General features: G+C 44.0%; 28 protein-coding genes and 1 pseudogene. 9 read left to right on the top strand and 20 right to left on the bottom strand.

What is annotated here, in order from left to right:
- Positions 1-80 precede the first annotated feature (80 nt).
- The 6 genes from FW774_RS14205 to FW774_RS14180 all read left to right on the top strand — a co-directional run bounded on the left by FW774_RS14205 (position 81) and on the right by FW774_RS14180 (position 5,787).
- A complete protein-coding gene (locus FW774_RS14205) occupies positions 81-464 on the top strand; it encodes a DoxX family protein (RefSeq protein WP_149348868.1) in 384 nt (127 codons plus the stop codon).
- A 36-nt stretch (positions 465-500) separates the two neighbouring features.
- Entirely contained in the window at positions 501-1,079 is a 579-nt protein-coding gene (locus tag FW774_RS14200; RefSeq protein WP_149348867.1) for a YdeI/OmpD-associated family protein, read from the top strand.
- 10 nt (positions 1,080-1,089) lie between these two features.
- Positions 1,090-1,656: a DUF4256 domain-containing protein gene (locus FW774_RS14195; RefSeq protein ID WP_149348866.1), complete on the top strand. Its 567-nt coding sequence runs from the start codon at positions 1,090-1,092 to the stop codon at positions 1,654-1,656.
- A 59-nt stretch (positions 1,657-1,715) separates the two neighbouring features.
- Positions 1,716-3,365, top strand: a complete 1,650-nt coding sequence (locus tag FW774_RS14190) for a murein L,D-transpeptidase (RefSeq protein WP_149348865.1) — start codon at positions 1,716-1,718, stop codon at positions 3,363-3,365.
- Positions 3,366-3,430: 65 nt separating this feature from the next.
- Positions 3,431-4,534 carry a PorT family protein gene (locus FW774_RS14185; RefSeq protein WP_149348864.1) on the top strand — a complete coding sequence of 368 codons (1,104 nt, stop codon included), beginning with the start codon at positions 3,431-3,433 and terminating at the stop codon, positions 4,532-4,534.
- Positions 4,535-4,863: 329 nt separating this feature from the next.
- Positions 4,864-5,787: a Dyp-type peroxidase gene (locus tag FW774_RS14180; RefSeq protein ID WP_149348863.1), complete on the top strand. Its 924-nt coding sequence runs from the start codon at positions 4,864-4,866 to the stop codon at positions 5,785-5,787.
- 116 nt (positions 5,788-5,903) lie between these two features.
- Here FW774_RS14180 and FW774_RS14175 read toward each other — a convergent pair whose 3' ends face one another.
- Positions 5,904-7,007 carry a D-TA family PLP-dependent enzyme gene (locus FW774_RS14175; RefSeq protein WP_149348862.1) on the bottom strand — a complete coding sequence of 368 codons (1,104 nt, stop codon included), beginning with the start codon at positions 7,005-7,007 and terminating at the stop codon, positions 5,904-5,906.
- 148 nt (positions 7,008-7,155) lie between these two features.
- Positions 7,156-7,911, bottom strand: a pseudogene (locus tag FW774_RS14170) (fumarylacetoacetate hydrolase family protein); the annotation flags it as partial.
- Here FW774_RS14170 and FW774_RS20790 point away from each other — a divergent pair.
- Complete coding sequence (locus FW774_RS20790; protein ID WP_149348860.1) at positions 7,842-8,702, top strand: HAD-IC family P-type ATPase; 861 nt, start codon at positions 7,842-7,844, stop codon at positions 8,700-8,702. The pseudogene FW774_RS14170 and the gene FW774_RS20790 sit on opposite strands and share 70 nt — an antisense overlap.
- Before the next feature lie 98 nt (positions 8,703-8,800).
- Here FW774_RS20790 and FW774_RS14160 read toward each other — a convergent pair whose 3' ends face one another.
- The 12 genes from FW774_RS14160 to FW774_RS14105 all read right to left on the bottom strand — a co-directional run bounded on the left by FW774_RS14160 (position 8,801) and on the right by FW774_RS14105 (position 18,800).
- Complete coding sequence (locus tag FW774_RS14160; protein WP_197739866.1) at positions 8,801-9,037, bottom strand: hypothetical protein; 237 nt, start codon at positions 9,035-9,037, stop codon at positions 8,801-8,803.
- 32 nt (positions 9,038-9,069) lie between these two features.
- Positions 9,070-9,384: a rhodanese-like domain-containing protein gene (locus FW774_RS14155; protein ID WP_149348859.1), complete on the bottom strand. Its 315-nt coding sequence runs from the start codon at positions 9,382-9,384 to the stop codon at positions 9,070-9,072.
- Positions 9,384-9,617 (bottom strand): DUF6132 family protein, encoded by a 234-nt coding sequence (locus FW774_RS14150; RefSeq protein WP_242457839.1) that lies wholly within the window; start codon positions 9,615-9,617, stop codon positions 9,384-9,386. Before FW774_RS14150 ends, FW774_RS14155 begins: the two co-directional genes overlap by 1 nt.
- Entirely contained in the window at positions 9,614-10,078 is a 465-nt protein-coding gene (locus FW774_RS14145; RefSeq protein ID WP_149348858.1) for an OsmC family protein, read from the bottom strand. Before FW774_RS14145 ends, FW774_RS14150 begins: the two co-directional genes overlap by 4 nt.
- 34 nt (positions 10,079-10,112) lie before the next feature.
- Positions 10,113-10,499 carry a DUF302 domain-containing protein gene (locus FW774_RS14140; protein WP_149348857.1) on the bottom strand — a complete coding sequence of 129 codons (387 nt, stop codon included), beginning with the start codon at positions 10,497-10,499 and terminating at the stop codon, positions 10,113-10,115.
- A gap of 247 nt (positions 10,500-10,746) precedes the next feature.
- Positions 10,747-10,968, bottom strand: coding sequence for a ferredoxin (locus FW774_RS14135; protein WP_149348856.1), 222 nt, complete (start codon positions 10,966-10,968; stop codon positions 10,747-10,749).
- A complete protein-coding gene (locus FW774_RS14130) occupies positions 10,961-12,208 on the bottom strand; it encodes a peptidase U32 family protein (RefSeq protein ID WP_149348855.1) in 1,248 nt (415 codons plus the stop codon). The genes FW774_RS14135 and FW774_RS14130 overlap by 8 nt, the downstream gene beginning before the upstream one ends.
- A gap of 128 nt (positions 12,209-12,336) precedes the next feature.
- The gene (locus tag FW774_RS14125; protein ID WP_149348854.1) at positions 12,337-12,540 is read right to left on the bottom strand and encodes a DUF2892 domain-containing protein; all 204 of its coding nucleotides are present in this window, start codon (positions 12,538-12,540) and stop codon (positions 12,337-12,339) included.
- A gap of 43 nt (positions 12,541-12,583) precedes the next feature.
- On the bottom strand, positions 12,584-12,892 hold the full coding sequence (locus tag FW774_RS14120; protein WP_149348853.1) for a hypothetical protein: 309 nt from the start codon (positions 12,890-12,892) through the stop codon (positions 12,584-12,586).
- A gap of 22 nt (positions 12,893-12,914) precedes the next feature.
- The gene (locus FW774_RS14115) at positions 12,915-16,112 is read right to left on the bottom strand and encodes an efflux RND transporter permease subunit (RefSeq protein ID WP_149348852.1); all 3,198 of its coding nucleotides are present in this window, start codon (positions 16,110-16,112) and stop codon (positions 12,915-12,917) included.
- Between the two features lie 77 nt (positions 16,113-16,189).
- Positions 16,190-17,293 carry an efflux RND transporter periplasmic adaptor subunit gene (locus tag FW774_RS14110; protein ID WP_149348851.1) on the bottom strand — a complete coding sequence of 368 codons (1,104 nt, stop codon included), beginning with the start codon at positions 17,291-17,293 and terminating at the stop codon, positions 16,190-16,192.
- Between the two features lie 10 nt (positions 17,294-17,303).
- Complete coding sequence (locus tag FW774_RS14105; protein WP_242457838.1) at positions 17,304-18,800, bottom strand: TolC family protein; 1,497 nt, start codon at positions 18,798-18,800, stop codon at positions 17,304-17,306.
- A 73-nt stretch (positions 18,801-18,873) separates the two neighbouring features.
- On the opposite strand from FW774_RS14105, the gene FW774_RS14100 reads away from it, so the two are divergent.
- A complete protein-coding gene (locus FW774_RS14100; RefSeq protein ID WP_149348850.1) occupies positions 18,874-19,095 on the top strand; it encodes a hypothetical protein in 222 nt (73 codons plus the stop codon).
- A gap of 155 nt (positions 19,096-19,250) precedes the next feature.
- On the opposite strand, the gene FW774_RS14095 is transcribed toward FW774_RS14100, so the two are convergent.
- From FW774_RS14095 to FW774_RS14075, 5 genes are all read right to left on the bottom strand, one after another.
- Entirely contained in the window at positions 19,251-20,480 is a 1,230-nt protein-coding gene (locus tag FW774_RS14095; protein ID WP_149348849.1) for a sugar MFS transporter, read from the bottom strand.
- Between the two features lie 46 nt (positions 20,481-20,526).
- Complete coding sequence (locus FW774_RS14090; RefSeq protein WP_149348848.1) at positions 20,527-21,636, bottom strand: glycoside hydrolase family 76 protein; 1,110 nt, start codon at positions 21,634-21,636, stop codon at positions 20,527-20,529.
- Between the two features lie 11 nt (positions 21,637-21,647).
- Positions 21,648-23,066, bottom strand: coding sequence for a glycoside hydrolase family 125 protein (locus tag FW774_RS14085; RefSeq protein ID WP_149348847.1), 1,419 nt, complete (start codon positions 23,064-23,066; stop codon positions 21,648-21,650).
- Between the two features lie 138 nt (positions 23,067-23,204).
- Positions 23,205-24,119, bottom strand: coding sequence for an ROK family protein (locus tag FW774_RS14080; RefSeq protein WP_149348846.1), 915 nt, complete (start codon positions 24,117-24,119; stop codon positions 23,205-23,207).
- Between the two features lie 98 nt (positions 24,120-24,217).
- Positions 24,218-25,228, bottom strand: coding sequence for a LacI family DNA-binding transcriptional regulator (locus FW774_RS14075; protein WP_187774905.1), 1,011 nt, complete (start codon positions 25,226-25,228; stop codon positions 24,218-24,220).
- A 392-nt stretch (positions 25,229-25,620) separates the two neighbouring features.
- Here FW774_RS14075 and FW774_RS14070 point away from each other — a divergent pair, with 392 nt between their 5' ends.
- Entirely contained in the window at positions 25,621-26,163 is a 543-nt protein-coding gene (locus FW774_RS14070; RefSeq protein ID WP_149348844.1) for an RNA polymerase sigma factor, read from the top strand.
- 34 nt (positions 26,164-26,197) lie between these two features.
- Here FW774_RS14070 and FW774_RS14065 read toward each other — a convergent pair whose 3' ends face one another.
- Positions 26,198-26,518, bottom strand: a complete 321-nt coding sequence (locus FW774_RS14065; RefSeq protein ID WP_149348843.1) for a helix-turn-helix domain-containing protein — start codon at positions 26,516-26,518, stop codon at positions 26,198-26,200.
- Between the last annotated feature and the right edge of the window lie 117 nt (positions 26,519-26,635).

Raw genomic sequence — 26,635 nt, 5'->3', positions numbered from 1 at the left:
GAGACTTAGTGACCTTGTGGCGAGACCACACTAAGAAATCTTCGAGGCATTGTGCCTTCGTGGCTTAAAAAATTTAAATTATGACAAAGAAAACTAAAATTATTTATTGGGTTTCTACCCTTTGGCTTGCATTAGGCATGCTATCTACCGGAATAGTACAGCTATTCAAAATGAAAGAGGAAGTTCAGATGATGACCCACTTAGGTTATCCGGCCTATTTTCTTACCATTATAGGCGTTTGGAAAGTTTTAGGGGTTACAGCAGTGCTCATTCCTAAATTCCCTTTACTAAAGGAATGGGCTTACGCAGGTTTCTTCTTTACTATGTCGGGAGCTGTTTTTTCTCATTTAGCCAGCGGCGATAGCGCCAAGGACTTTTTTGGGCCCACATTATTGTTAATCCTGACCACAGTATCCTGGTATTCCAGGCCTTCGGACAGAAAAATCAGTTCAGAGAATCAATAAGCATTCATAACTTACTTCATATCCATAAGCTGTTATATGAACCCTAAAGTTGATTTCTACTTCAATGAGGCCCAAAAGTGGCAGAAAGAGATAGCGCAACTGAGAATGATCGTTCTTGATTGCGGGCTCACCGAAGAATTGAAGTGGGGTTGTCCCTGCTACACGTTTCAGAAAAAGAATATTGTCCTGATCCACGTATTCAAGGAATATTGTGCACTTCTGTTTTTCAAGGGAGCTTTGTTGCGTGATGCCAAGGGTATTCTGATCCAGCAAACAATGAATGTACAGGCGGGACGCCAGATCCGGTTTACCGGCGTTCAGGAAATAGTTGAGCTGAAACCCATCCTGAAAACCTATATCTACGAAGCCATTGAGGTAGAAAAAGCAGGCCTGAAGATAGCATTGAAAAAGACCTCGGATTTCCAGGTTCCTGAAGAATTTCAAAGGAAGCTGGATGCAAATCCTGTCCTGAAAACCGCTTTTAACGCATTAACACCGGGACGGCAAAGGGGCTATCTCTTTCATTTTGCGCAACCGAAGCAATCCAAAACCAGGGAATCGAGAATTGAAAAACATATACCACAAATCCTTAATGGAAAAGGCTTAAACGATTAATACCATCGCCATGAACAACCACAAGAAAGAATTATCACCGGAACAACGTGAAGAGCTACTCAGGACATTAAAAAACCGTTTTGAGAAAAACATAAACCGCCATAAAGGTATGGCATGGGCTAACCTACAGGCAAAGCTGGAGGCTAATAAGAACAAGCTGTGGTCGCTCCATGAAATGGAACGGACGGGCGGAGAACCGGACGTGGTTGCTCATGATAAAAAGACCGGCGAATACATTTTTTACGATTGTTCGGCGGAAAGTCCCAAAGGTCGCCGGAGCCTTTGCTATGACCGCAAAGCGCTGGAGTCGAGAAAAGAGCACAAGCCCGAAAATAGCGTTATGGATCTGGCAGCAGCCATGGGAATTGAGCTTTTAACAGAAGAACAATACCGGGAATTGCAGGATCTCGGAAGCTTTGATACCAAAACATCGAGCTGGGTAAAAACACCCGATCCCATCCGGAAACTTGGTGGCGCTCTCTTCTGCGATCGCCGCTACGACACGGTCTTCCTGTATCATAATGGTGCAGACTCTTATTATGCCGCCAGGGGATTCCGTGGCTTGTTGAAGGTCTGAGTTTATCCCGGCACGTTTATTTCCAAAACTTCGCTATCTTGGGTTAAATATCTATTACTATGCACATAACAAGATTGCGGCATACATTCTTTCTTTCTATTATTGGTCTGCTGGCTGTTGGATGCGGTCAAACTGTAAAAAATGCTAAAAGCGCTTTAAAGGATTCCATTAAAACACAGTCTATCAAAGAATGGAATAAAACCATTCCCGGAAATTTCAGCACCCAGACCCAGACCATATTTGACAGCACGGCCATCGATTCATTTTTAAAACAATATCCTGAATTTAATGCCTGCGCCGGCGAGATACACAAATTTTACAACACACGAAAGTTTGCGTACGCATGGTTTGACAGCAAGGGCCTGCTTGAACAGGCAGGCAACCTGGCCGACCGTGTGCTGAACCTGAAAAACGAGGGTGTAAACAAAGATATCCCCTATAAAAGCCGTTTCGATTCGCTGCTTAACGAAGCCAATCATCAACCGTCAAAACATAACATTCAGCTGGAGCTGATGCTTACTGCACAGTATTTCACCTTCGCTCAAATTGCGTGGCAAGGCATGGATACCTCGGTAAGCAAATCTGCAAACTGGTACCTGCCCCGGAAAAAGATCTCATACGACCTGTATCTTGACAGCCTGCTAAAGAAACCATTTAATAAAGATGGCGCCAGCCAGGAACCCGTTTACAGGCAATATGAACTGCTCAGGGGTTTCCTATCCAAATATCGTGCATTAGCAGAAAAAGAGTCCTGGGATAAGATCGTCGCCGATAAAAGATCGTACAAACCCGGCGATTCTTCGGCTGTGATCAGCGCTATTAAGCATCGTTTGCATCTTCTTGGCGACTATAGCGGCAACAGCTTTGACGGGAAATATGATACCCTGACAGAAAAAGCAGTAGCACAGTTTCAGTATCGCCATGGTCTCCCGGCCGACGGCGCCATTGGCAGCGCCACATTAGCACAGTTAAATGTCCCTTTATCAACCAGGATCCGGCAGATCATAGTCAATATGGAACGCAGCCGCTGGTTACCCGTAAGCTTAAATACAAATTATATTGCTATTAATATTCCTGAATTTAAGCTGCATGTTTACCATGCCGACAGCTTGTTATGGAGCTGTAATGTGGTGGTAGGACAATCGGTGCATAAAACGGTAGTTTTTTATGGCGAGCTTCAATATATTGTATTTAGTCCGTACTGGAATGTGCCGGCAAGCATTGTTCGTAATGAGATCTTGCCTGAAATGCGGCGCAATCCAAACTACATCGCCCGGCATCGTATGGAAATAACCGGTTACACTAACGGCCTGCCGGAAGTAAGGCAAAAACCCGGCCCGGCAAATTCACTGGGACTGGTAAAGTTCCTGTTTCCCAACAGCTACAACATTTACTTGCACGATACCCCGGCCAAATCGTTATTTAACGAATCTTCACGGGCATTCAGCCACGGGTGTATACGCGTAAGCGAGCCAGCCCGGCTGGCAGCATTCTTATTAAAAAACGATCCCAATTGGGATGCACAGAAAATCAGTAAAGCGATGAATTCGGGGCGTGAGCAATATGTTACCTTAAAAAATAAAGTCCCGGTTTTTATAGCGTATTTCACCGCCTTCATAGACCGGGCCGGCCTCATGAATTTCAGGAACGATGTTTACGACCGGGATGACCGGCTGGCTGAAATGCTTATTGCCAGGCAGGGAAAATGATTACCGTGAGTATTTCGAACTCACGTTATTTTTTAGTTTATATTTGGCTACCTAAATCTTTATTCATGTCCAATATACGCATACTGTTTTCTCTTTTCTTTACTGTTCTTTCAATTCACCAGGTAGCCGGCCAGCTAAAAGACAACTATATTAAAAGCTCTATTCTTCTAAAAGATAACCGGGTTATTTCCGGTTACATCCGGCAGGACGAATTAGAAAAGATCAGGTTGGGGATATACTATAAAATGTTACCCACTGATAACCAGCGCACATTTTACCATTGCACCGATCTGCAACAGGTCTCTCTGGAGAACGGACGAATTTATGAAACAGTACACTGCATTATTCCTGTACGCACCGACTCGCTTACGAACGATACGGTTTCTATACTGGCTTCATTACTGTTAAAAGGTAAAGCTTCTTTGTACGAAACTTCTTATAAAGGTAAAGATGCTTATATTTTGGTTACTAACGGGCAGTCGCACTGGTTACAGGATGATGAGATCATAGACGGACAGCTTGTGCGATACCATTATCAGAATATCCTGTTTTCGGTTTTACGCCATGAAAGTATTACCGAAAACGATGCAGAGCGTACTTCTTTTAACGATAAGGATCTGCTCAGGCTGGTAACCCGGTATAACGAAGCGTATCATTCACCGGGTAAACTTATACAGGCTGACCATAGATCAATAAACTATATTATTGCAGGACTTGGCGGTATGTACCTGCGTGATACCCGCAACGAATTTTACCTGCAGGCTGTGTATCGCAGCTATTTTCCCGGGAACAGCAAAAGCACCTCGCTCAATATTGGTTTATCCTATTACAGGGATGTTCGTAAAACCGATATCGATGGCTATGCAAATGATGTTATTTTAACCCGGAACCTGCTTACTGTACCGATCTTTGTTCAGCAAAATTTGCTGAACAGGTCAGTTAGACCTAATATTCAGGCTGGTCTTAATCTTAGTCATATCACAGAAAATGATAACAATAATATATCGTTTACCCAGCACGGTCTTCAACGAAACTATGGTGTAGGCTTCCTGTTAGGAGCCGGTATCGAGGTAGATGTTCTGAAACATCTTCTGCTAAAAGCCGATTATAAATACGAGAACTTTGCGCACCTGGCCCTGGCCGGTATAGCCTACAAGTTGCAGTTATAAGGCGTTATACCATCCTTAAATACCCTGAGTTAGATTATGGAAACCATAGATAAGAGATTATACGCTGTATTTACTACGCTGACCAACCGGATAAAAGAAATCCAGAGTCTATCGCTACGTAAGCTATCAAAATGGCGAAAAGAAGAGATATAGTTTGGTAGATTTGTAGGCAACCAGAGAGTAACAGTGGAATTATTAAAAAAACAGCTATATACAGATACGCTCAGGCATTGGGGTTGCCAAAGCATTACACCACATTTTTTAAATATTGTTAAAATTGTATAGCTTTCCACGTAATTTTATAATTCAAATTATAAGCGTCTTTAGCTATGAGTATCAATTCACAAAATGTATTAGACTATCCAAATAATCATACCATTTTTATGGTATGGAATTTTAAAAAAGATGTGAATGTTAAAGATACTTTCAAACGTCTTTGTGCGCTGATGAGCAATCTTAACAATTCCGCCAACGTACGCTTCCCCGGTTCAAAAGCCAGTGTAGTAATGGGAATTGGTTACAACGCCTGGCATGTATTGGAGTTACCCGAACCGCTTCCAAAAGAATTTGAAGAATTTACCCCTATTGCGGGGGCCAAACACACCGCTGTGGCTACCAAAGGGGATTTACATTTTCATATCCGAGCCGATGAAAACAGTTTCTGTATTGATGCGGCATCAGCAATTTCAGAGATCATATCCGATGTTGCCGAAAGTGCTGAAGAAGTTCACGGATTCAGATACTGGGACAGCCGAAGCATCCTGGGTTTCGTGGACGGCACAGAGAATCCTCACGGCCCCGACAGGCAGTATTTTGGAATTATTGGCAATGAAGACCTTTATTATAAAGGCGGCAGCTATCTTTTTGTACAAAAATATATTCACGATTTAAAGGCATGGAGATCTTTACCGGTAAGCGAACAGGAAAAAGTAATGGGCCGCTCAAAAGCTGATGATATTGAGATGCCCGATGATGTGAAACCTTCCAATGCCCATTCGGCACTTGCCAATGTAGGAGACGATTTCAAGATTGTACGTGACAATATGCCTTTTGGAAATATATCCAATAACGAGATGGGAACTTATTTTATCGCGAATGCAAGCTCATTCAACACCGTGAAAAAAATGCTGACCAGTATGTTTATAGGTTCTCCTGAAGGTAATTATGACAGGATACTGGATTTTAGCACTCCTAAAACAGGGACTTTATTTTTTGTGCCAACTTTTGATATGTTGGATAAATTTGCAGGATAAATCACCGCCTGCAGAAATGCTCATTATACCCTCAAGCAAGCGGCTTCATGAGTCGAACAATATGACCATGACCGGCATAGCTTATACATTGCAGTTATAATGGATTGTGCAATGTCTTAAATAGTGATCTTTCTTCCCCGTGCTTCAATTTTCCATTGTGTTTTACACTGCCTGTTTGTAACGATATTGCCATCATCATACATGGCTACGGTTGGACAAATGTGTACGGGTAATGCAAAAAGCTCGTCGCCAATAGAAAATGTATGCTTTTTACCTATATCAATTACCATGTGCTCTTCGCTATGACTATACGGTTTCAGGTATGGGGCGTTGAGAAAATATACCCGGTTTTGCAGATCGTTTTCGGATGCAAGGGCTTTATACCCCAGGTCAATGCAGATCTTTGTTTCATCAGGCAGCGAGATTACCCGTGTAAGCACTACAGCGGCAAATAAAAATTCCTGCTCCGGAATGGTATCGTGATAGCCTTTATCCCAGAAAATAAATGTACCCGGACTGCATTCCACATTTTCCCGTTCGGCATGAATAGCAAACGTTGGCGATCCCCCGGCAATCAGCAAAGGAAACGCATAGCCTTTATCCCTGATCTGTCTGCGTAACGTTTCAACCGGCTCAAAATCACGGTTACAATGAGCCGTACGTTCTGCCAGGCCTTTATCCCTGATATGGCCGTCGTACGCATGAAAACCCTTCACTTCAATTCCCCGCAACTGCATTAACTGTTCAAACAACTCGAATGCCTTACCGGGATGAATACCGGTACGTCCCATACCTGCATTTAAATCGATAAAAACCGGCATCCGGATACTATTTTTCAGGGAAACCTCCGAGATCATACCGGCGGTTTCCACGTTATCTACCAGGCACGAGTAACTTGTTGCGGGATAAGCCTTTACAACATGCAGCAACCGCTCAAATTTTTGCAATGTTGGCTGATAGGCCAGCAAAGCATCCTTTGCTTCACACATTCCCAGCATTTCTGCCTCGGCAATGGTTGCGCATTTAAACTTGTGTATACCCTGCTGAATCATCAGCCTGGTTACCTGCGTACATTTGTTGGTTTTTACATGCGGCCTCAGCAACTGAGGCGACGAAACCATCCGCTTTAGGCGTTCAATATTTTCAATTACCCTGTCGGGATAGATCACTAACGCGGGCGTATCTATTTGCCCGGTATTATTGAACTGATACCATTCCATATCACTTTATTTCGTCAGAGCAAAGGACTGAAAATCCTTGTGTCCCTATATCATTCTTTTCCTATGCTGACTCAAGCGTGTCGCTTGTGCCTATATTTTTGACACACCCGCACCAACGACGATTTTTCAACAGTTTCCTGCCTGTCTCCTACTGGTACGCAACCGCCTTTTGCGTCGACGAGCCTAAACCCTCGATACCCAGTTCAACAACATCGCCGGCCTTAAGATAAACGGGTGGCTTAAAGCCTAATCCAACACCGTGCGGTGTACCTGTTGAAATGATATCGCCGGGATGAAGTGTCATAAACTGGCTCAGGTAATGAACAAGAAAAGGCACTTTGAAGATCATCTGGCCGGTTGAACTATCCTGCATCATTTGTCCGTTTACTTTAAGCCACATATTCAGATTGTTAACGTCTCCGGCTTCATCCGGAGTTACCAGGTATGGGCCCAGGGGCGCAAAGGTATCGCAGCTTTTGCCTTTTACCCATTGCCCGCCCCGTTCTATCTGGAATTCGCGTTCACTGTAATCATTATGCAGCATATACCCTGCAATATATTCGCTGGCCTGGCTTTCTTCTATGTACGATGCCTTTTTGCCGATCACCACGGCAAGTTCTACTTCCCAGTCTGTTTTTACGCTGTTTTTGGGAATAATAACATCGTCGTTAGGGCCGCAGATCGCTGACGTTGCTTTAAAAAATATGATAGGCTCCTGTGGGATCGGGGCTCCGGTTTCTATGGCATGATCCCGGAAATTCAGGCCAATGCAGATTATTTTACCGGGCCTGTACACAGGCGGGCCGAAGCGCACATCTTCGCCAACCTCCGGCAATGAGCTTAGGTTGTCCGATACGAAACCGGCAAGGTTGGCAAGGCCATTACCTGCAAAAGAAAGAGCATTTTGTAGCCATGACAGGCGATGGTGTTAATGATGCCCCCTCGGTTAAAATGGCAAATATCGGCGTTGCTATGGGTATAACCGGCACCGATGTAACCCGGGAGGCCGCTCATATAGTGCTTCTTGACGATAATTATGCCACTATTATTAACGCAATCAGGCAGGGCAGGCGCATTTATACAAACATCCGGAAATTTGTTCAGTACATTATAACGGGAAGCATAGCGGAGCTGTTCACTATCTTTTTAGCGCCTGTTACCGGCATGCCTATGGTATTACTGCCTGTTCACATTTTATGGATAAATCTTGTTACAGACGGACTGCCGGCTTTAGCCCTGGCCACCGAACCGGAAGAAAACAATATCATGAAACAGCCGCCACATCAATATGGCAGCGGCTTTTTTAGCCATAACCTGGGCTTAAAAATAGTATTAACAGGCCTTTTTATTGGCCTGCTTACTTCCGGCAGCCAGTATATGCTGCTAAACAATGGCATTCAACACTGGCAGACCATGGTTTTTAATATATTATGTTTCAGCCAGTTGTGGCAGGTTTTAGCCATACGGAGCGAAAAAGAGCTGCTCATTAAAAAAGGGATACTGACCAATTTATATTTACTTGGAGCCGTTCTGCTCACCGTTTGTTTACAGTTAAGCATTATTTACGTTCCTTTTTTAAGCGCTACATTCCATACCGATGCACTTTCTGCAAAGGAGTTCATCGCAACCGTTATCATTTCAAGCTTCGTTTTTACCGGCCTGGAGCTTATTAAGCTTTTCCGTCATAAACGTTAGCAGTAATTGTGCTATGATCACTGCTGCTGGTCTCTCCACCGGCAGAGGCCACGGGCGGTGTCTTCACCGTCTATTCACAATGACCACATCTATGAGATCTAAACAGGATCATCCTTCATTTTTTCTTCCCTGATCTTCCTGCCGGGAACAGCGCATCCTGCCGGGCCGCAGCATCCGGTGTTGAAATGTGCCGTAAACAGAAAAAATGCAGCGGCAAAGCCGAAAAGCTTATCATGAGTTTTCAATGCCTCCACCGCGAAAAAAATGCCGGCTCCCAGGCGAAGCCAGCGCATAAAATTCCAGCCGGTAAATAAAATTTGTCTGATAGTAGCCATACTTCACTCCTTTTAACCTGAAACTAAAACTGCTATAACTTATTTTGCAGCCTTGTCCAGCTTCCGCCATTATAAACGGCCTTATATCCTTTTGATTCCAGTATCCTTTTAGCTGTGCCGCTTCTCATTCCCGACGCACAGCAACAGATAATACATTTATCCTTATCGTTAAGCTTTGATAAATTAGCGCTCAATTCATCTACCGGGATGTTCATTGCATTTTTAATATGCCCGGCCGAAAATTCCGCCCTGCTGCGAACATCCAGTAAAATTGCTCCCTGTTCTATCAACTGACCGTAGTCTGTTTCAGGGCCTATTCCTAATATTCTCTTTAGTATCTGTATCATTACTCTAAAGTTTCTTTATTTTCTTTTTTAAAAGCGTTGAAAAATAAGGCGCCCAATAAGGCGCCGTATAAAGCGCTGTTTACGGGTCTGGAAGTAATGGCGCAGGTTGCAGAACTGCACCCGATAAAATAATAGTACAGGTAGCCGCCAATGGCCCCGGTAATTACGCCGGCAACCAGCAGCTTATGGGCAGCTATCATTTCCAACAGCCTCCTGACAGGTTTTCTTTTCACGAATTTAATGCTGCAACTTCTGCTTTCCTGTTATTGAAAATCTGCATCCCGTTATAGTTAACCTCCCAGGTAACAGGCAGGGCTTTTTTCAGCATGCTGCTTACGCCGCAATATTTTTCCTGCGAATCGGTGACCGCTTTTAACGCGTACTCTTTATTTTCATCTGCACCAGTAAACTCATAAACCACGTGCACGGCGATGTATTCAATGGGGACCCTGCTGCTGATTTCGCCGGCCACTTTTATATTCAGGTCATTTACTTTTTTACCGGCTTTTCTCAGTATCGCGGCAACATCCATTCCGGTGCAGCCGGCAAGAGCCGTTAATACAAGAGGTTTGGGAATTGGCCCCAGGTCTTCCCCTCCTGCCCTTTCCGGCCCGTCCATTACTACCACATGCCCGTTTACCAACGCGTTAAACTGCATGTTACCCATCCATTGAACATCAACTTCATGTACCATATTTTATCGTATTGAATTTTAAAAATTACAGCTGTTAAACATTAGCAATCACATTCTCAAGCTTTTTCCTGACCTCGTTGGCCACTTCGCCTAACTTTTCATTCTGCACGGCCATCATAGAGGCTACGGGGTCTATGGCAGAAACTTCTACCTGGCCATTTTCATGCTGCTGAACAATGACATTGCAGGGAAGCATGGTGCCGATGAACGGTTCTTCTGATAGCGCCTGATGCGCAAAATGCGGGTTGCAGGCGCCAAGTATTTTATACTTCCTGAACTCAACATCCAATTTCTTCTTTAGGGTTTCCTGAACATCAATCGTTGTCAGTATCCCGAAGCCTTCTTTCTTCAGCTCCTCTGTTACTTTCGCGATGGCGGCATCGAAATCACCGGTAACCATCTTTGAAAAATAATAGCTCATGTCTTTCTGTTTTAAGTGGATAATATCATTACTGCCCAAAGCTCCCTTTATAAAAGCATAGTTTTGGATACAAATGTTACATAAGGAAAAATAACCTGCCGACTATTTTAAAATAGCTCTTTTGCAAGTTCACGCCCCAGGCTGATTTTTGGGATAACCGGGGTCAGGCTTTTAGCTAATACCCGTCAGGATAACGAACCTGCCGGCGAACAGCCCCCGGCAAAAAATTTCAAGTAACATCCGGATGCTATCTGACCTGGATAACCTTTACGGGACACGCTTCTGCCACTTTTATACTATTTTGAAACTGCTCATCGCGGACAGGCAATACAAATAGATCTTTTCTCGCAACAGACTGCAGCAGGGTTGCCTTGCCGTCTTTCTTTGACATGCGCCACAATTCCGGCTGTAATTCTACACAAATACCACAGCCAATACACTTTTTCCGGTAATGGATGATTTTAGGCATCGTTGGTTTGTATGATCTTATACAGCTTATCGCCGGGAGAAATCTTTATCCCTACAGGAAAGGTAATTCTATCGCCCTTTGCCGCTACTTCGCTTTTCAAACCGTTCACTATCAACGCTTCTATCTTTTCTTTAGCCACACCGATCTTAGGACCTGTTATCATTAATGTATCGCCGGGTTTAATGCTTCCCGATTCCAGCAGGAATTCCCCTACCTTAATTTTAGGATAATACCTGCTTCCCCTACCTATATACACTTTTTTTTCCGAAGCAATGGAGCCGGGCGTCCGTGTCCATTCGCCCAGCTTATGACCCAGGTAATATCCTTCCCAGAACCCACGGTTATAAACGGTAGAAAGCCTTTTCATCCAGTCTTCCACTTTTTCGGGGGTATAGGTATTTTCGGCAATGGCATCTATTGCCTCGCGATAGCATTGCGTTACGGTAAACACATAATCAGGCCCTTTACTTCTGCCTTCTATCTTGAAAACATCAGCCCCGCTCTCAACCAACTGATCCAGCACACCAATGGTACACAGGTCTTTTGGCGACATAATGTATTCATTATCAACAATTAACTCCTGGTTGGTCTCCAGGCTGGTAACTTTATAGGGATGACGGCATTCCTGCGCACAGGCGCCCCGGTTGGCCGAAGAATTTTGCGAATGCAGGCTCAGGTAACATTTACCCGAAACAGCCATACACAAAGCGCCATGCACAAACACCTCAATTTTCATCAGCTCGCCAGATACCCCTTTTATTTTCCTTCTTTTAATTTCTTTGCAGATACCGGCTATCTGCCTTAGCGTGAGCTCCCGGGCCAGGACAATCAAATCGGAAGAACCGGAAAAGAACTGAACCGATTCTATATTGCTGACATTGGCCTGCGTAGAAATGTGTAAGGGAATGTTCAGCCGGTTGCAATAGTTGATTACCGCAAAGTCTGCCGCAATAACCGCATCGATCTGCTGTTTCTTCACCTCCTTCAGGATAAGCTGCATAAGCTGCATATCGTGGTCGTACATCACGGTATTTAACGTGATATATGATTTAATTCCGCTGGCTTTGCAGCTGGAGCTGATCTCTTTTATATCCTGTACGGAAAAGGAATTGACCGATTTTGCACGCATATTCAACTGTTCCACACCAAAATAAATGGCATCGGCGCCGGCGTTTATTGCCGCCTGCAAACATTCAAAGGAACCAGCGGGAGATAGCAGCTCTACCTTTCTATTCTTCATGAGTATGGAATCGATATCTTTGCTCAAATAAAAGACAAAAATATCTTTTATTTAAATACCTCGTTGCTCCTATCCGAAAAATCATGAGGTTTACTGCCGGACGGTTTTAACTGCATCTCTAAAAACGCCTAATAGCATTTTCCTTCGCCGGATTCAACCCCGAACTTTTTAAGCCCCCACTCCAAAGGGCAAAACCTGGTTATTGACGATTGCAACAGGTTAAATCCTACAAATGCCGTAAGCCACAGCCAGTTGCTGCTATGAAGCTGCGACATGAGCACACTCAGCAGCACCATGGAACCGGCAACGGTTCGTACAATTCTTTCTCTCATGATAAATTATTTTTTAATGATTAAAATTATGGATTGCGTTTTTTTAATAACCAGATCGTTCTACGGGCAGGATGAACCCTCTCACCGGGAAACCGGTATCCGCACTTTGATTATATGCTATAATTAATTCCAGCGCTTTTTCAGCTTTTTCTTTCTCGGTGAAGCTGAAAAGCATAATGGAATCATACGAATCGCCGCTGCTTCCGAACCAGTTGTGGGTAAGGCTGACAGGCGAGCCTTCCTTAAAGCCGGCTATCTCTGAAACGCTGAACACCTGTATATCTGTTTCTTTGAAAATATCTGCCACCTTATCCCGGCATTCTTTGATGCTGGTAACGATTAATAATTTCATGTCCATAATTTTTACGTGTTAATTAGTTGATTGTATTACGTTTCATCCTGAAATACAGCAGCGGCACCACCAACAGGGTGAGGAAAGTGGAAGTCACCGTTCCTCCTATCAGCGAAATGGCCAGTCCCTGGAAAATCGGGTCGAACAATATGATCACAGCCCCCAAAGCTACTGCACCGGCCGTAAGTAAGATCGGCGTGGTACGCACCGCCCCTGCTTCGATGATAGCCTGTTTCAGCGGGATTTTTTCGTTTAGCCGGATATTTATAAAATCAACCAGCAGTACAGAATTTCGTACCATAACCCCTGCTAAAGCAATAAAACCAATCATCGAAGTAGCACTGAAATAAGCTCCCATTATCCAATGGCCCAGGATAATTCCAATAAGGGATAAGGGAATGGCCGCCAGCATAATAACGGGCGCTTTAAAATCCTGGAACCAGCCTACGATCAGCATATAAATAACCAGGATAACCACCAGGAACGCAATCCCTAAATCCCGGAATACCTCGTAAGTGATCTGCCATTCACCATCCCATTTTAATGAGAAATTATCTTCCAGCTCCGGCTGCCGCACATACTCTTCGTGGAGTGTATAGCCTGCCGGAAGCTGAAGACTGCTTAACCTTTCGGAAATATCGCTCATGGCATACGAAGGGCTTTCCAGCTTTCCTGCCATATCCGCAAGGATATATACCACTCTCTTTTGGTTTTTGCGGTAAATGCTTTTCTCTTTTACCTTTTTAGAGATAGTAACCATATCGCTAACCGGAATTGTTTTTCCCTGCTGGTTCACGATCTTTAAATTTCCCAGGTCAGCTACGCCCGATCTATCTGCATCGCTTAGCTGCAGGTTGATATTTACCGGGCTAAAGCTTGCGGGCTGATATAAGGTTCCGGCATTCATCCCCGAGAGCGCTGCATACAGCGTAGCTGTAATTTGTGCAGGTGCAACGCCGTTACGCATGGCTTTTTCCTTATCAATCTCAAAATGATATTCCGGCTGGTCGTCTTCCACCATCCAGTCTACATCCACCACGTCGGGAGTAGCGGTTATCAGGCTTTTCACCTGCCGTGCCACCGCTATCTGCCGGTCATAATCCGGGCCATATATTTCTGCAACCAGGGTGGAGAGTACCGGAGGCCCGGGCGGAATTTCTACCAGCTTCACATTGGCCTGGTATTTTTTACCAATCTGGTGTATGGCGGCACGCATCTGCTTAACGATATCGTGACTTTGCAGCTTTCTGTCTTTCTTATCCAAAAGATTGACCTGGATATCTGCCGAATTCTCACCACGCCTTAAATCGTAATGCCTCACCAGGCCGTTAAAGCTGATGGGTCCGGCGGTTCCTGCGTATCCCTGGTAGTTTCGCACTACTTCCTGGCGGGAGAGATATTGCCCGATTTCGCTGGTTAATGCCGCCGTACGTTCCAACGTAGTTCCTTCGGGCATATCAATCACTACCTGGAATTCATTCTTATTATCAAACGGAAGCATTTTTACGGCTACCGTTTTGGTGTAGAACAGGGCGACAGAGCCCAGCAGCACTACGGCTAATGAAAGCATGAATGCCCAGCGCTTTTTCCTGGAATTAAGCAAAGGATTAATGAACCGATAGTACAGCTTATAAACACGCATTTGTTCTAACTGCAGCGGTTCCTGCTGTGCCTCATTTCGTTTAGCTTTCTCCCGCAGGAAAATATATCCCAGATAAGGTGTAAGCGTTAAAGCCACAACCAACGAAAGCATCATGGCAATAGAAGCGCCGATGGGCATGGGACTCATATAAGGGCCCATTAAACCGGATACAAACGCCATCGGTAAAACGGCGGCGATAACGGTAAACGTGGCCAGAATGGTGGGATTACCCACTTCGTTAATGGCATAAATAGCAGCCTGCTTAAAGGGCAGCCGCCGCATTTTAAAATGCCGGTGCATGTTTTCTGCGATAATAATGGAATCGTCTACCACAATGCCCGTTATAAATACCAGCGCAAACAACGTAATCCGGTTGAGCGTGTAATCCATTAAATAATAGCTGAGCAGTGTCAGCGCAAAAGTGACCGGCACAGAAAGGAACACGACCAAACCACCACGCCAGCCCATGGCCATCATTACAAACAGCGTAACCACTACTATGGCTACAAATAAATGGAACAGCAATTCCGAAACTTTCTCTGAAGCGGTTTCGCCATAATTCCGTGTGGTGGTAATATGAACATCGGCAGGAATAATTTTATTTTTAAGATGCTCTACCTTATGCACTATCTGCATGGAAAGTTTCATCGCATCAGCGCCCGGCTTTTTAGCAACAGATAAGGTAACTGCCGGGTATTGTGACCGGAATTTTCTGGCATTTTCTGGCTCGCCCAGGGCATAGCCAAAGGTTACGTATTGCTTTGCATCTGCTGGCCCGTCGGTTATCCGGGCAACCTGGCGAAGGTAAACCGGCTGCTGTCCGTTGGTACCGATAACTAAACCGGCTATTTCTTCGGCAGAGGATAAAAAGCTTCCCGTTTCTACGGAAAACGTGGTATCATTTTTAAAAAAATTACCCGAGGTCATCTGCGTGCTGCTTCCGCGGATACTGTTCTGAATGGTTAAAAAGTCAACCTGATTGGCCGCCATTTTTTCTTTATTCAAAACCACTTTTACCTCACGGCTTCTCCCGCCCAATACATTTACTTCAGCAACATCCGGAATTTTTTTAATCTCATCCTTTAACTCCTCGCCTAATTGTTTTAAAGTGTAATCATCGTAATGTTCACTCCAAAGGGTTAATCCCAGCACAGGCACATCATCAATAGACCGGGATTTAATGAGCGGCATGGTAACGCCCTGGGGCATTTTATCCATGTTTTTCATTATCTCATTATACAATTTCACCAGGCTCCGTTCTACATCTTCGCCCACATAAAACTGTACAATAAGCATGGCCTGCCCCTTCATAGTGGTAGAATACACATATTCTACACCTTTAATATTAGAAACAATTTTTTCTAAAGGAGCGGTAACTTTTGATTCTACCTCTTTAGGGCCGGCGCCTGGAAAACCTAAAAAGATATCGGCCATGGGCACTTCTATCTGCGGCTCCTCTTCCCGCGGGATAAGCATGGTGGCATATCCGCCGATGAGCAGTAATACCACCATCAATAAAATGGTCAGTTTGGATTGGATAAAACCCTTTGCGATTTTTCCGGCTATTCCTTCTTTCATGTGTTGATTTTTTATTTTAACCTGCCGGGCAGGAGCAATGAAACTCTTTTAGGTCTGCGGCAGCTTTTCAGATGTTATCAAAGTGATGCAGCCTTTACCGGCACGCCATTGTATAATTTTCCTCCGGCTTTTATTATAAAACCCTCATTACTGTTCAGTCCCGAAAGCACTTCAACTTTATCTCCATAGATTTTTCCGAGCCGTACATAACGGAGCAGGGCGGTTCCCTGACTGCTGACGGTGTACAGGGCATCGAGCTGACCGATACGATTGATAGCGCTTAATGGAACCAGAACGGTTTCCTGATCCATAGAAGAAGGTGCGCCATTCGTATTAATCCTGACACGGGCATACATCCCGGCATATAACGAGGCCTGTGCTTCCTGCGGCAGACTGATTTTTACTAAGAACTGCCCGCCCGAGCCGATAGAAGAAGGATTGATCTCAACGACCTCACCGGTAAAGCTTTTATTTAACGATTCAACCCAAGCGGCAGCAGGGGATTTGAGCTTGATTCTGCTGATCTCCGTTTCTGGTACCGACGCATTTACCTGCAGATTTCCCTCTTGCTCTATAATTAAAATCGGCATTCCCGGATTAGCCATGCTTCCGGCATCAGCCAGTTTTTTTGCCACTATACCCGCAAAAGGTGCAGTAATATTTGTATAGGCAAGCATGGCCCTGGCTTCAGCTTTCATTTGCTCTGCAGCCCTGACACCGGCTTTTGCTGCCTGATACTGGAGCGTAACATTATCTAATTCCTTTGCTGATGCACTTTTCTGGTTGTACAGGTTGGTAAACCGCTGATAATCTTTTTCTGCACTTTGATAGGCAGCACTGGCGCTGGAAAGCATGGCATCTGCCTGGGCAAGCTTTGCCAGAATATCTTCATTGCTAATGGTAACCAGCACCTGGCCCTTACTTACGTGGTCGCCTGCATTCACTTTTATGGCGGTAATAAATCCCATTACACGGGTGCTGATGTGGGCGGTATGTACGGGTTCCACCTGACCGGTAACGGTAATGGAATTGTCGCTGCTTAAAGACGGTGTTTCTACCCGAACCTGTACAGGTTGGGCTTTAGGCTGTGGCGCATCCTGGTTAGGAGATGAGGAACAGGAGCTTGCTGAAATGATAACGGCTGCAAGCCATAGTAAGCTGTTGTTGTTTATGATTTTCATTTCTTCGTTTTTATTGTTGATGGTATGCTGTTGTTAAGAACCGGATGTATGCCTGCGTAACCTGATTGCTGAAAATTGCCTGGAGCAGCATCAGCTTTTGCTGTGACAGCTGCGTTTGCGCATGCAGCACATCGGTGGTATTGACCAAGCCTTCTTTATACCGGTTTTGTAAAATGCGTAAGGCTTCCTCTGCCTGAGCAACGGCCGCATGCTGCTGCCTGATCTTAAACCGGGAGCTGGCCAGGTCACGATGATATTTATCCAGTTGCATCTGGTTTTCCTGCTGCATGGAGCGAAGCTGCACCTGAAGTTTCTGCTGCTCCAGCTTCAGGCCGGCTGCCTGCCGTTTATTGTTGTTTCCGTCAAAAATATTCCAGCTAAGCTGTATGCCGGCGAAATAAGATTCAGCACCAAATCCTGAAAATCTTTTATCATTCAGCTGGTAAGAGCCAAAAGCATTGAGCCGGGGTAAAAACTTCATTTTAAACGATTTTTCCATCATGCCTGCCGCGGTTATCGCTTCTTCCATGGCAAGAAAATCACTCCTGTTTTCAGGCAGCACGGGTGAAATATCTTCCTGCGGGTATGCCTGACACATCTCTTCTGTTTGGTACAATACACCTGCCGGTTGGTTCATTAGCACGCTGAGATAATCAGAAGCATTGAGCAGGTTCGCTTTTGCTTCATTCAGGCTGCTTTCAACCCCCAGCACCTGTACTTCTGCATTTAACAGGTCTGATCTCTGGATCAGCCCCTGGAATACACGGTTATTTGTAAATTCATATACTGATTTAGCGGTTGATAATGCTTCTTCTAATACCCAAACTGCCTGATGTGCCATCTGCAATTGATAATAAGCTTTCTGCGTTTCGAGCGTTACATATTCCCGCGTTCTTTGGGTTTTAAGCTGGTAGCTTTCTACCTGGGCCCTGGCGCTTTTTTTCATGTAAATGGCATCCAGATTAAGCAGCGGCTGCTGAGCTTCTAATTTTGTGGTAAAATCAGCAGTTTGGGAAGGATGATTTAACAAGGCCGGATTAAAGTCGGCCGCTGTAACCTCTCTTTGCTGCAGCTTAAAACCAAATGCGTTTAAAGGATTATTGGTAGTCCATGCAGCGTACGAGAAATTAAGCTGCGGCAGAAAACCTGCATCGGCCTGTTTGAATTTTTCCCGGGCTGCAGCCTCATCAAGCTTCCCCGATTGTACGGCGAAATTACCGGATACCGCTGCTTCAATGGCTTCTTTTAAGGAAAGGAAGCGGACTTTTTCCTGCGCCATGGAAGATATAGAAACCAGCCCCAGAAAAAAGGCAGCAATTGCTGTTTTTCCCCGTGCAGTTTTCCCTGTTTTAAAAAAACCGGATCTTATACATGAGTTCTTTTCCCGGGTTGCCTGATCACCGGTCTGTGTCAGTAGCCCTAAGCTTTTTTTCTTTAATTCCCTGGTTACTTTTGGAATGGCCGTACCAGGATCATCCGTAATTGTTTTTGAAAAATAATAGCGCATGTACTTCTGTTCTGAATTGATAACATAATTACTACTCAAAGCTCCCTTTATAAAAGCATAGTTTTGGGTACAAATGTTACATAAGGAAAAATCAGGCCTCGGCTATTCAGAAATAATTCTTTTCTATGACGATATCTGGCGAAAAGATGCCGGCCGTAAAGTGCAGGTTAATAAGAATATCCCACCTCATCGTCCCTGGCTATTAACAGCTGTTTTTGAATATGGAGGCGACAGGAAAGCTGCTATGGCAACAGAGCGTTTTATTAAGAAGCAAAAGAGCCACCGCTTAATATAGGAAGCTGATAAAAGAGGATGAATTGCAGTGGATACCGGCCTGTGGCTAATGCCGTGCGAAAGGGATAAGCAAACCGGGTGTGCAGTATGAACAGAAAGCAGGGTTACCGGTTCCAAAGCACTACCAGCCCTGCTTTTCTGATAACAATGTCGCTACTAATGTTTAACCTTATAAAACCGCGAAGCGAAGAGAAAGATAACGAGGTAGCAAACGATGGGAAGGTAATAGGATTTTGCTACGTCGTGATTGGCTATCTGGCCCATAATGAGCGGAAAAAATGCGCCACCGACGACACCCATGGATATAAACGACGACGCCTGCTGCGTTTGTTTTCCAAGATTTTTTAGTCCCAGGCTGAAAATAGTGGGGAACATGATGCTGAAAAAGAAATTAATGAATAGCAGGGCGATATACGACACCCATCCAAAACTTTGCGCTACAATGAGGCACATGATGATGTTGGCAAAGGCGAATGTCGCAAGCAGGTTGTGAGGAGCAATAAATCGCATAAGGTAGGTTCCGATGAAGCGGCCCAACAGCATCATGATCATAAAAATGGTCATATAACCGGCAGCCACGGCATCGCTAAAGCCCATTTTATCATGTCCGTAATTTATGAAGAAGGCCCAGGTTCCGCTTTGAGCGGCAACGTTGAATAGCTGTGCGATTACAGCCCAAACAAAGTGCCGGTGCTGAAACAGCTTCTTTGAAGGCTCAAGATCGATATTAACGGCTTCGGCGTTTTCCGCGGTTAGTGGCACGTGCGGATCGGTGGTTTGAGGCACTTTGACCATTGCGAAGGAAACGGCGACCAGCAAAACGACTGCCCCGATAATAATATACAGTGTTTTTATTTTATCAAGTCCCATTTCTGTCTCCGCACCGCCAAAGATGAACAGCGAGCCGATGGCCGGCCCAACAATAGTTCCCAGGGCATTGAACGATTGGGCAAAATTAATACGCTGGTCGCTGGTGCGCTGATCGCCCAAAGAGGCTACAAAGGGATGCGATACGGTTTCGAGTGTGGACAAACCACAGCCTAATATGAACAACGCGATACGGAAAAAGTTAAAGGACTCGGCGTTGGCTGCCGGAACAAACAGAAAGGCACCCAGGGCGAAAAGTGATAAGCCCAGGAGCACACCGTTTTTATAGCCGAACCGTTTCATAAACAAACCGGCCGGTATACCCATGATAAAATAGGCTCCGAAAATAGAGAACTGAACCAGTCCGGACTGGGCTTTTGAAACGTGAAGCACTTGCTGAAAATGCCGGTTAAGCACATCGCCAAGTGATATGGCAACGCCCCAGAACATAAACAGCGAGGTTACGAATATGAGTGTTACCAGGTATTTTTTGTCGGTAAAAGCAACATTAGATTTCATTGCGGTGTTTATAAGGTTTAGTTAACTTTATTAATTATTGATGGCATTACTTTATGACTTCGGCCTCAGCAAGTCTCGCATAGACTTCTATCATAGCAGCCTGGTCAATCAGGCGCTTTGCTTTTTTAGTTCCAACCAGGTTATCAGCGGTACGTTCTTTTTCCCATACCTGTTCGGCATCTTCACGGAAAAAGTCTAACCAGGCTTTGTTTTTATCTACTTTATACAACTCTATGTATCCACGTAACATTACAGCATTAAACCAGTATTCGTGCGGCAAACGACCGTTTTTGAAAAAATGTTCTTTTCCTGCACCGGCTACCCGCTGCGCTTCTTTCAGATAATCTTTGTTTTTGGTGATGTTATAAAGCAGCACAGCCGATTGCAGCATGGTACCGGTGTTATAGGTAAACTTAGCTTTATCTACCTGCATGGATGGTATTTTGATATTGTCCCAGTATAAGCCTTCCGGCGATTGCAGATATTTCCTGGTCCAATTGTAAACGGATAACGCAGTTTGCAAATATTCTTTTTTACCGGTTACCTGATATAACTGCAAGGCGACCAGCGCACCGGGACCGTTTGAGCAGGTATTTTTAGTGGTCATATCTTTCTCCCGCCAATAAATACCTCCGCCGGCAGCACTATCAAGACCATTCATCATAAACCTGTAAATCATTTCGGATACTTCGAGGTATTTCTTTTTGTGATTGCGTTTATAAGCATCCAGGTAAGCGATAGCTACCCACTGATTATCGTCATAATATTTGGTTGTGGTTTTCTCCCGTTTTACATAATCCTGGTAGGCCGGCAAAGGCGGGGTATTGCTGTAATACTGGTCAATAGCCTGCTCAACCGGAAGCATATATTGTTTGGCTGGCTCCAATACTTCCATTTCGTTGGCGGCTTGTATGTAGGCACAAAGCGGCCATAGCCAGGAATGCGGATTTTCGTTTTTGGCACTATCGGTAGTTTCGATATACAGACCCGTAGCTGATTCTTTAAAATGTCTATTTAAGGCATAGTTTAACAATTGTACACGTTTTTTATAAACTTCGGCCTTATTGGAGGATGATACCAGCTGCCTGTTCTGCGCACATGCCGGGATTACAAGCAGGAAGCACACACAGGTAACAAAATCTTTCTTTAAATGCATATTGTGACGATTTACGATAACAGTTGTGGTTTTGATTTATAGGTTTTCCATAAAAATTCTCCGAATATAGTATTTGCCCAGGCAAACCAGCTCCGGGTAAATTTCTTTGGGTTATCTTTATGGAAAGATTCGTGCATGAAACCTGTGCCGGCATGTGTTTTCTGCAAGGTTTGAATACAATGCCTAATCTCCCGGTCATCTGTGCTGGTCAGTCCTCTTGCAATAAGACTTAGCGGCCACACCATATCTTTGCCAATATGAGGGCCGCCAATTCCCTCTGCCGCTGTACCTTTATAATAGAATGGATTATATCCTGATAAAACAAATCTGCGTGTATTCTGATACACCGGATCGGTTACCGGAACTGATTCAAGATAAGGCATTGCCAATAAACTGGGGATATTGGCATCGTCCATCAGGTTATAGCTTCCGAAGCCATTGATTTCATAAGCGTATATTTTCCCGAACTGCGGATGGGTAACGATGGCATGTTTCTTTAAAGCCTGCTCCACCTCACCGGCAAGCGCATGCAGCTCTTTCGCGGTGGATGCATCGTTCATAACAGCCTGCATCATCTCCGCGGCCTGCCTCAAACTTACCACAGCAAAGAAATTCGACGGAATTAAAAATGAAAATATCGTGGCATCATCGCTTGGCCGGAAGGTTGAGCAAATAAGTCCGACCGGATTAACCGGGTAACCGTAACCGGCCATTGGCACACCATCGGTTGCCCATGCGGTTTTCCGCTGAAAGTGATACGGGCCATCTCCCGTTTTCCGCTGCTGCTCTTTAAATGTTTTGAGGATGGTTTTCACGGCATCATGCCAATTTGCATCAAAAACCTGTGTATTGCCGGTTTCCTTCCAGTAATGATACGCTAACCGTATGGGATAACATAATGAATCTATCTCCCATTTGCGCTCATGTAAGCCGGGTTTCATGTCTGTCAAATCGTTTTTCCATTCGCCGGTTTTGGTATCATCATCATAAAAAGCATTGGCGTAGGGGTCTTTCAGGATACATTTTACCTGCCTGTTGACTACGCCCTCAATTAATTGCCTCAGTTGCTGATCATGCTTCATGAACGGTAAATAAGGCCATACCTGCGCTGTGCTGTCGCGAAGCCACATGGCATCAATATCTCCGGTTATAACGTACGTATCAGGCTTTCCGTTGTGTACGGAATAGGCAACTGTGGTATCTAATGTATTCGGAAAACAATTGTTGAACAACCAGGCAAGCTCCTTATTCTTTACATTGGCTGTAAACTCGGCAATGGCATTCTCTACGGCTTTACTGGCAAATTTTCGCTTTTCTACTGCTGTCCTGACTACAGGATAATCTAATGCAGCAGCAAAGGCAAGCTGATGACCCAGCAACATCCCTCCTCCCGAAAGTGCTGCGCTTTTTATAAAGGTACGTCGTTTCAATGCAATAAATTTTAGGGTTATACGTATGGGTTAGCTGTGCTATACAACGCCAGAGTAATTTTTCTACTTAACCTGGTTGTCTCAAACATAGATAAACTAAATTGATTTAGCAAATGGGTAAAATTTTTATATTTATATTCAGCATACTTTACTGCCGGAATTAGCTGTTTTGGCTAATTCCTCTGCTTCGTGATAACTGCATGCGGCTCCGATTAAAGCTGCGTTTTCCCATAAAATACTTTGTCTCACCTGAACATCCGGACTGCTAATGTGCCCTAACATTTCTTCTTTGAAATAATCCAGGCACCGGGCAATGTTACCGCCTATAATAATTATATCTGCATTTTCATCAGATACAAAGCTATCAAGAAATAAGCCGAGGTTTTTTCCAAATTCGGCAAAGAGCTGACTTTTAATCAGCTCATCTTCAGACAACAAGGCTTCCACATCAATCAGAAAACGTCCGGTTAATTCTTTAAATCTTTTCTGGAACCAACGGGTTGAAATGTATTCTTCTGCAATGCTCTCATACATCGGCGTGATTGCCCGGAATACATCCCGGGTTATGCTGTTCATACTGACAGCGGAACCTAAACCGGTTCCCAGGGTCACGCCGATTACTTTTACGTTTGACGGTATTTTGCCAAATATAACTTCGCCGTGAAGGAATGCTTCTGCATCATTTCTGAACAGGATGTTTGAAGGCTCTAAACCTGTTGCCGAAGATAAAGCCTCACGAATATCGAGGCTATATAGGGCATCGTATTTATTCAGTCCTTTTATCAGTGAAATACCCTTCTGATAATCAAAAGGGCCGGGCATAGCGATTCCTACTTTCAGCAGATGCTTATTATCATCGGCCCGGATAAAGCTATTCAACACCTCTGCCCATGTCTTTAATATAGATACAGCATCTCCTTTGGCATCAACACGCCGGCGCACTTTACTGCCCGCATCAATGGTACACTGCTCTGGCGAAATAAGGGCCGCGGTGATATGTGAGCCACCAATGTCTACACCGATGAATTTATAATTAAACAGATTTTCGCTCATTTAAGTGTAATAGATATTTATAATTGAATTGGGCAAATATATAAAACGATTTAGCAAAGACAAGAAATAAATTATTTATTTGATTGCTACCGCTAAATCTATCTTATTGAAGAATTTCGAACAATAAATGAGGTAGATAATACGATACGTTCGACTTTTTTAGGAGCGGTATTCTTTTTTAAACGGGTTAGCAGCAGGTTGATCGCATGCTCCGCGATTTGTTCGGCGGGCTGGGCAACGGTGGTAATGGCGGGTGAATACATTTCAAACAGCTCATAATCATCAAAAGACACCACTCCTATTTCCTGGGGAATTTTGGCGCCCATGCCGCTTATAGCTTTCAACCCACTGACGCACAAATAGTTTGTAGCAAAGAAAACAGCATCAATGTTCTTTTTCCGATGCAAAAATGCGGTAATTTGCGGCACCGACTGAGCGCTGTTATACGCAATCTCTTTTACATATTGCGGTAATCTGGCTTCGTTCATGGCTTTTTCATAACCGGATAGACGCTCCTGCATTTGAAGTTGCAGCGAGTCAATGGTTACAAATGCAATGTTTTTATAACCATTATCAATTAAATGCCTGGTAGCATGGTAAGCGCTTTCCAGGTTATCGATTACAATAGTATCTGTTTCAATACCCGGCAAATACCTGTCAAGTAAAACAACCGGCTTTCCGCTTGCTGTAAGTGTTTTTATATCCTCTTCTATCCCCTCCGGCGGTACAATGATATAGCCGTCAACATGCCGTTCACTGTACATTTTAATCAGCTCACGGGTTTTTGCCGTATCGTTTTCGGTGCTGCAATAAATTATTTTATATCCATTCTGATAAGATTTCTCTTCAATTAAACGGGCAATGGTCGAAAAGAACGGGTCGGATATATCTTCAACCATTAAACCTATAATATTGGTTTTCCCGGTACGGAGACTGCGGGCGAGCGAATTAGGCTTGTAATCTACCTCATTGATAAAATCCTGAACCTTTTTAACCAGGTTCTCACTTATCCGTTTTTCCTGGGCTCTCCCGTTAAGGATGAAGGAAACCGTAGTGATGGAAATCCCTAACTCCCTGGCAATATCGTTAATAGAAATTTTTTTTTTCACTTGCAGCTTTGAGCAAAGCTAAAATAAATAATTAAGAAAACCGGCACAAAAGCTTTTTTCAGATGTATTTCCATTAGATTTTCCACCTTGTTCTGCGACGTAGTATTTTTTTTACAAAAAATTTGCTAAATCAATTTAGTTCGTATATTTGTCCATGTTATACGCTTACAACAACAAGCTATATTAAGGCCATTATAACCAATACTGAATAATACAAAATAATGCCGGGCTATTGTAAATTTAACTGATTGCTATTTTATGCAGGTATATGAATTGCTCATAAAGCCACACTGAAATCGTACAGGCTTAACAGGTTTTTCATTGTATCTTAAAATTAACTTAAATTTATACACCATGTCTTTAAATAAATTGAATGATGAAATGCTGCTTCTCTGATAAAAGAGGATGAAAGGGCGGCATTTTCTGAGATTTATCGTAGATATTGGTCTGAACTTTACAATACAGCTTATAAACGTACCCGCGATAAGGCCCAATGCCAGGACATTATACAAAATATTTTTGCTGACCTATGGCTCAGGCGCCGTCAGCTGGCAATCAATAATTTATCCGCGTATCTTCACACGGCCGTCAGATTCCAGCTATATAAACAAATAGCAAGAGCGCCGCAGCATGCCGCTTACCTCGATGAATTTGAAGAAATCATCTGCTCTCCTGTTTATGCCGATGATAAAGTGCGTGAAAAAGAAATATCGGATTTAATTAATTTATGGCTGGCCGCTTTGCCGGAAAAACGGCGTAAGATATTCCTGATGCACTATATGGAAGAGCTTTCCACCCGCGAAATCGCAAGTGAACTGGGGATATCCCAAAATACCGTTCAGGCTCAACTGTATACCGCCAGTCAAAGCCTGCGTACCCGCCTGGCCCATTTTATGACCATTACTCTCGCGTTAGGCTTTCTGCTGAACAAGTAAGGTTTCCCATTACTGTTAAGGACTTTTATTGGAGTTAATATGCCAGTTTGTTATTATTTAATTCAACATTGAAGTTCACCTTAGCACCTAAAGCCTCGAAGACTTTCAGAATAGTTTCAAATCTTGCATTTTTCACACTATTCTCAATCTTCGAAATCTGCGCCTTCTGAACTCCTACCAATTTTCCAAGTTGCTCCTGTGTCAGGTTACGTTCTTGTCTGGCCTGTTTAATAGCTTGCCCTAACAAGTCTATTCTCAACTCGTTTTCAAAAGCGTCCCGTCTTGCTGTTCCCCGTTTACCAATATGCTTATCAATCATGGTATCCAACGAAACAGTTTTGAATTTACTTTCCATTATCATTTACAAACTGGGATTTTTTAATATTATAATAAATCTTCTCCCGTGTTTTATCGTCAAGATTCTAAGAAATCAATGGCTTCAGGTAATAACTCAATGTCAAAATTGGGTTTC

The sequence above is a fragment of the Pedobacter sp. BS3 genome (genome assembly GCF_008274585.1).
Lineage (GTDB): Bacteria > Bacteroidota > Bacteroidia > Sphingobacteriales > Sphingobacteriaceae > Hufsiella_A.
This window is presented reverse-complemented; position numbering and strand designations above follow the sequence as displayed.

Bases quoted from the DNA above. Each gene is read 5' to 3' on its own strand.
- FW774_RS14180 (WP_149348863.1), top strand. From the start codon at position 4,864: ATGAGTATCAATTCACAAAATGTATTAGACTATCCAAATAATCATACC.
- FW774_RS14205 (WP_149348868.1), top strand. From the start codon at position 81: ATGACAAAGAAAACTAAAATTATTTATTGGGTTTCTACCCTTTGGCTT.
- FW774_RS20790 (WP_149348860.1), top strand. From the start codon at position 7,842: ATGAGCTTAGGTTGTCCGATACGAAACCGGCAAGGTTGGCAAGGCCAT.
- FW774_RS14140 (WP_149348857.1), bottom strand. From the start codon at position 10,499: ATGAGCTATTATTTTTCAAAGATGGTTACCGGTGATTTCGATGCCGCC.
- FW774_RS14065 (WP_149348843.1), bottom strand. From the start codon at position 26,518: ATGGAAAGTAAATTCAAAACTGTTTCGTTGGATACCATGATTGATAAG.
- FW774_RS14190 (WP_149348865.1), top strand. From the start codon at position 1,716: ATGCACATAACAAGATTGCGGCATACATTCTTTCTTTCTATTATTGGT.
- FW774_RS14105 (WP_242457838.1), bottom strand. From the start codon at position 18,800: ATGCGCTATTATTTTTCAAAAACAATTACGGATGATCCTGGTACGGCC.
- FW774_RS14100 (WP_149348850.1), top strand. From the start codon at position 18,874: ATGTTACATAAGGAAAAATCAGGCCTCGGCTATTCAGAAATAATTCTT.
- FW774_RS14185 (WP_149348864.1), top strand. From the start codon at position 3,431: ATGTCCAATATACGCATACTGTTTTCTCTTTTCTTTACTGTTCTTTCA.
- FW774_RS14130 (WP_149348855.1), bottom strand. From the start codon at position 12,208: ATGAAGAATAGAAAGGTAGAGCTGCTATCTCCCGCTGGTTCCTTTGAA.
- FW774_RS14110 (WP_149348851.1), bottom strand. From the start codon at position 17,293: ATGAAAATCATAAACAACAACAGCTTACTATGGCTTGCAGCCGTTATC.
- FW774_RS14145 (WP_149348858.1), bottom strand. From the start codon at position 10,078: ATGGTACATGAAGTTGATGTTCAATGGATGGGTAACATGCAGTTTAAC.
- FW774_RS14095 (WP_149348849.1), bottom strand. From the start codon at position 20,480: ATGAAATCTAATGTTGCTTTTACCGACAAAAAATACCTGGTAACACTC.
- FW774_RS14200 (WP_149348867.1), top strand. From the start codon at position 501: ATGAACCCTAAAGTTGATTTCTACTTCAATGAGGCCCAAAAGTGGCAG.
- FW774_RS14125 (WP_149348854.1), bottom strand. From the start codon at position 12,540: ATGAGAGAAAGAATTGTACGAACCGTTGCCGGTTCCATGGTGCTGCTG.
- FW774_RS14160 (WP_197739866.1), bottom strand. From the start codon at position 9,037: ATGGCTACTATCAGACAAATTTTATTTACCGGCTGGAATTTTATGCGC.
- FW774_RS14135 (WP_149348856.1), bottom strand. From the start codon at position 10,968: ATGCCTAAAATCATCCATTACCGGAAAAAGTGTATTGGCTGTGGTATT.
- FW774_RS14175 (WP_149348862.1), bottom strand. From the start codon at position 7,007: ATGGAATGGTATCAGTTCAATAATACCGGGCAAATAGATACGCCCGCG.
- FW774_RS14195 (WP_149348866.1), top strand. From the start codon at position 1,090: ATGAACAACCACAAGAAAGAATTATCACCGGAACAACGTGAAGAGCTA.
- FW774_RS14120 (WP_149348853.1), bottom strand. From the start codon at position 12,892: ATGAAATTATTAATCGTTACCAGCATCAAAGAATGCCGGGATAAGGTG.
- FW774_RS14080 (WP_149348846.1), bottom strand. From the start codon at position 24,119: ATGAGCGAAAATCTGTTTAATTATAAATTCATCGGTGTAGACATTGGT.
- FW774_RS14090 (WP_149348848.1), bottom strand. From the start codon at position 21,636: ATGCATTTAAAGAAAGATTTTGTTACCTGTGTGTGCTTCCTGCTTGTA.
- FW774_RS14115 (WP_149348852.1), bottom strand. From the start codon at position 16,112: ATGAAAGAAGGAATAGCCGGAAAAATCGCAAAGGGTTTTATCCAATCC.
- FW774_RS14155 (WP_149348859.1), bottom strand. From the start codon at position 9,384: ATGATACAGATACTAAAGAGAATATTAGGAATAGGCCCTGAAACAGAC.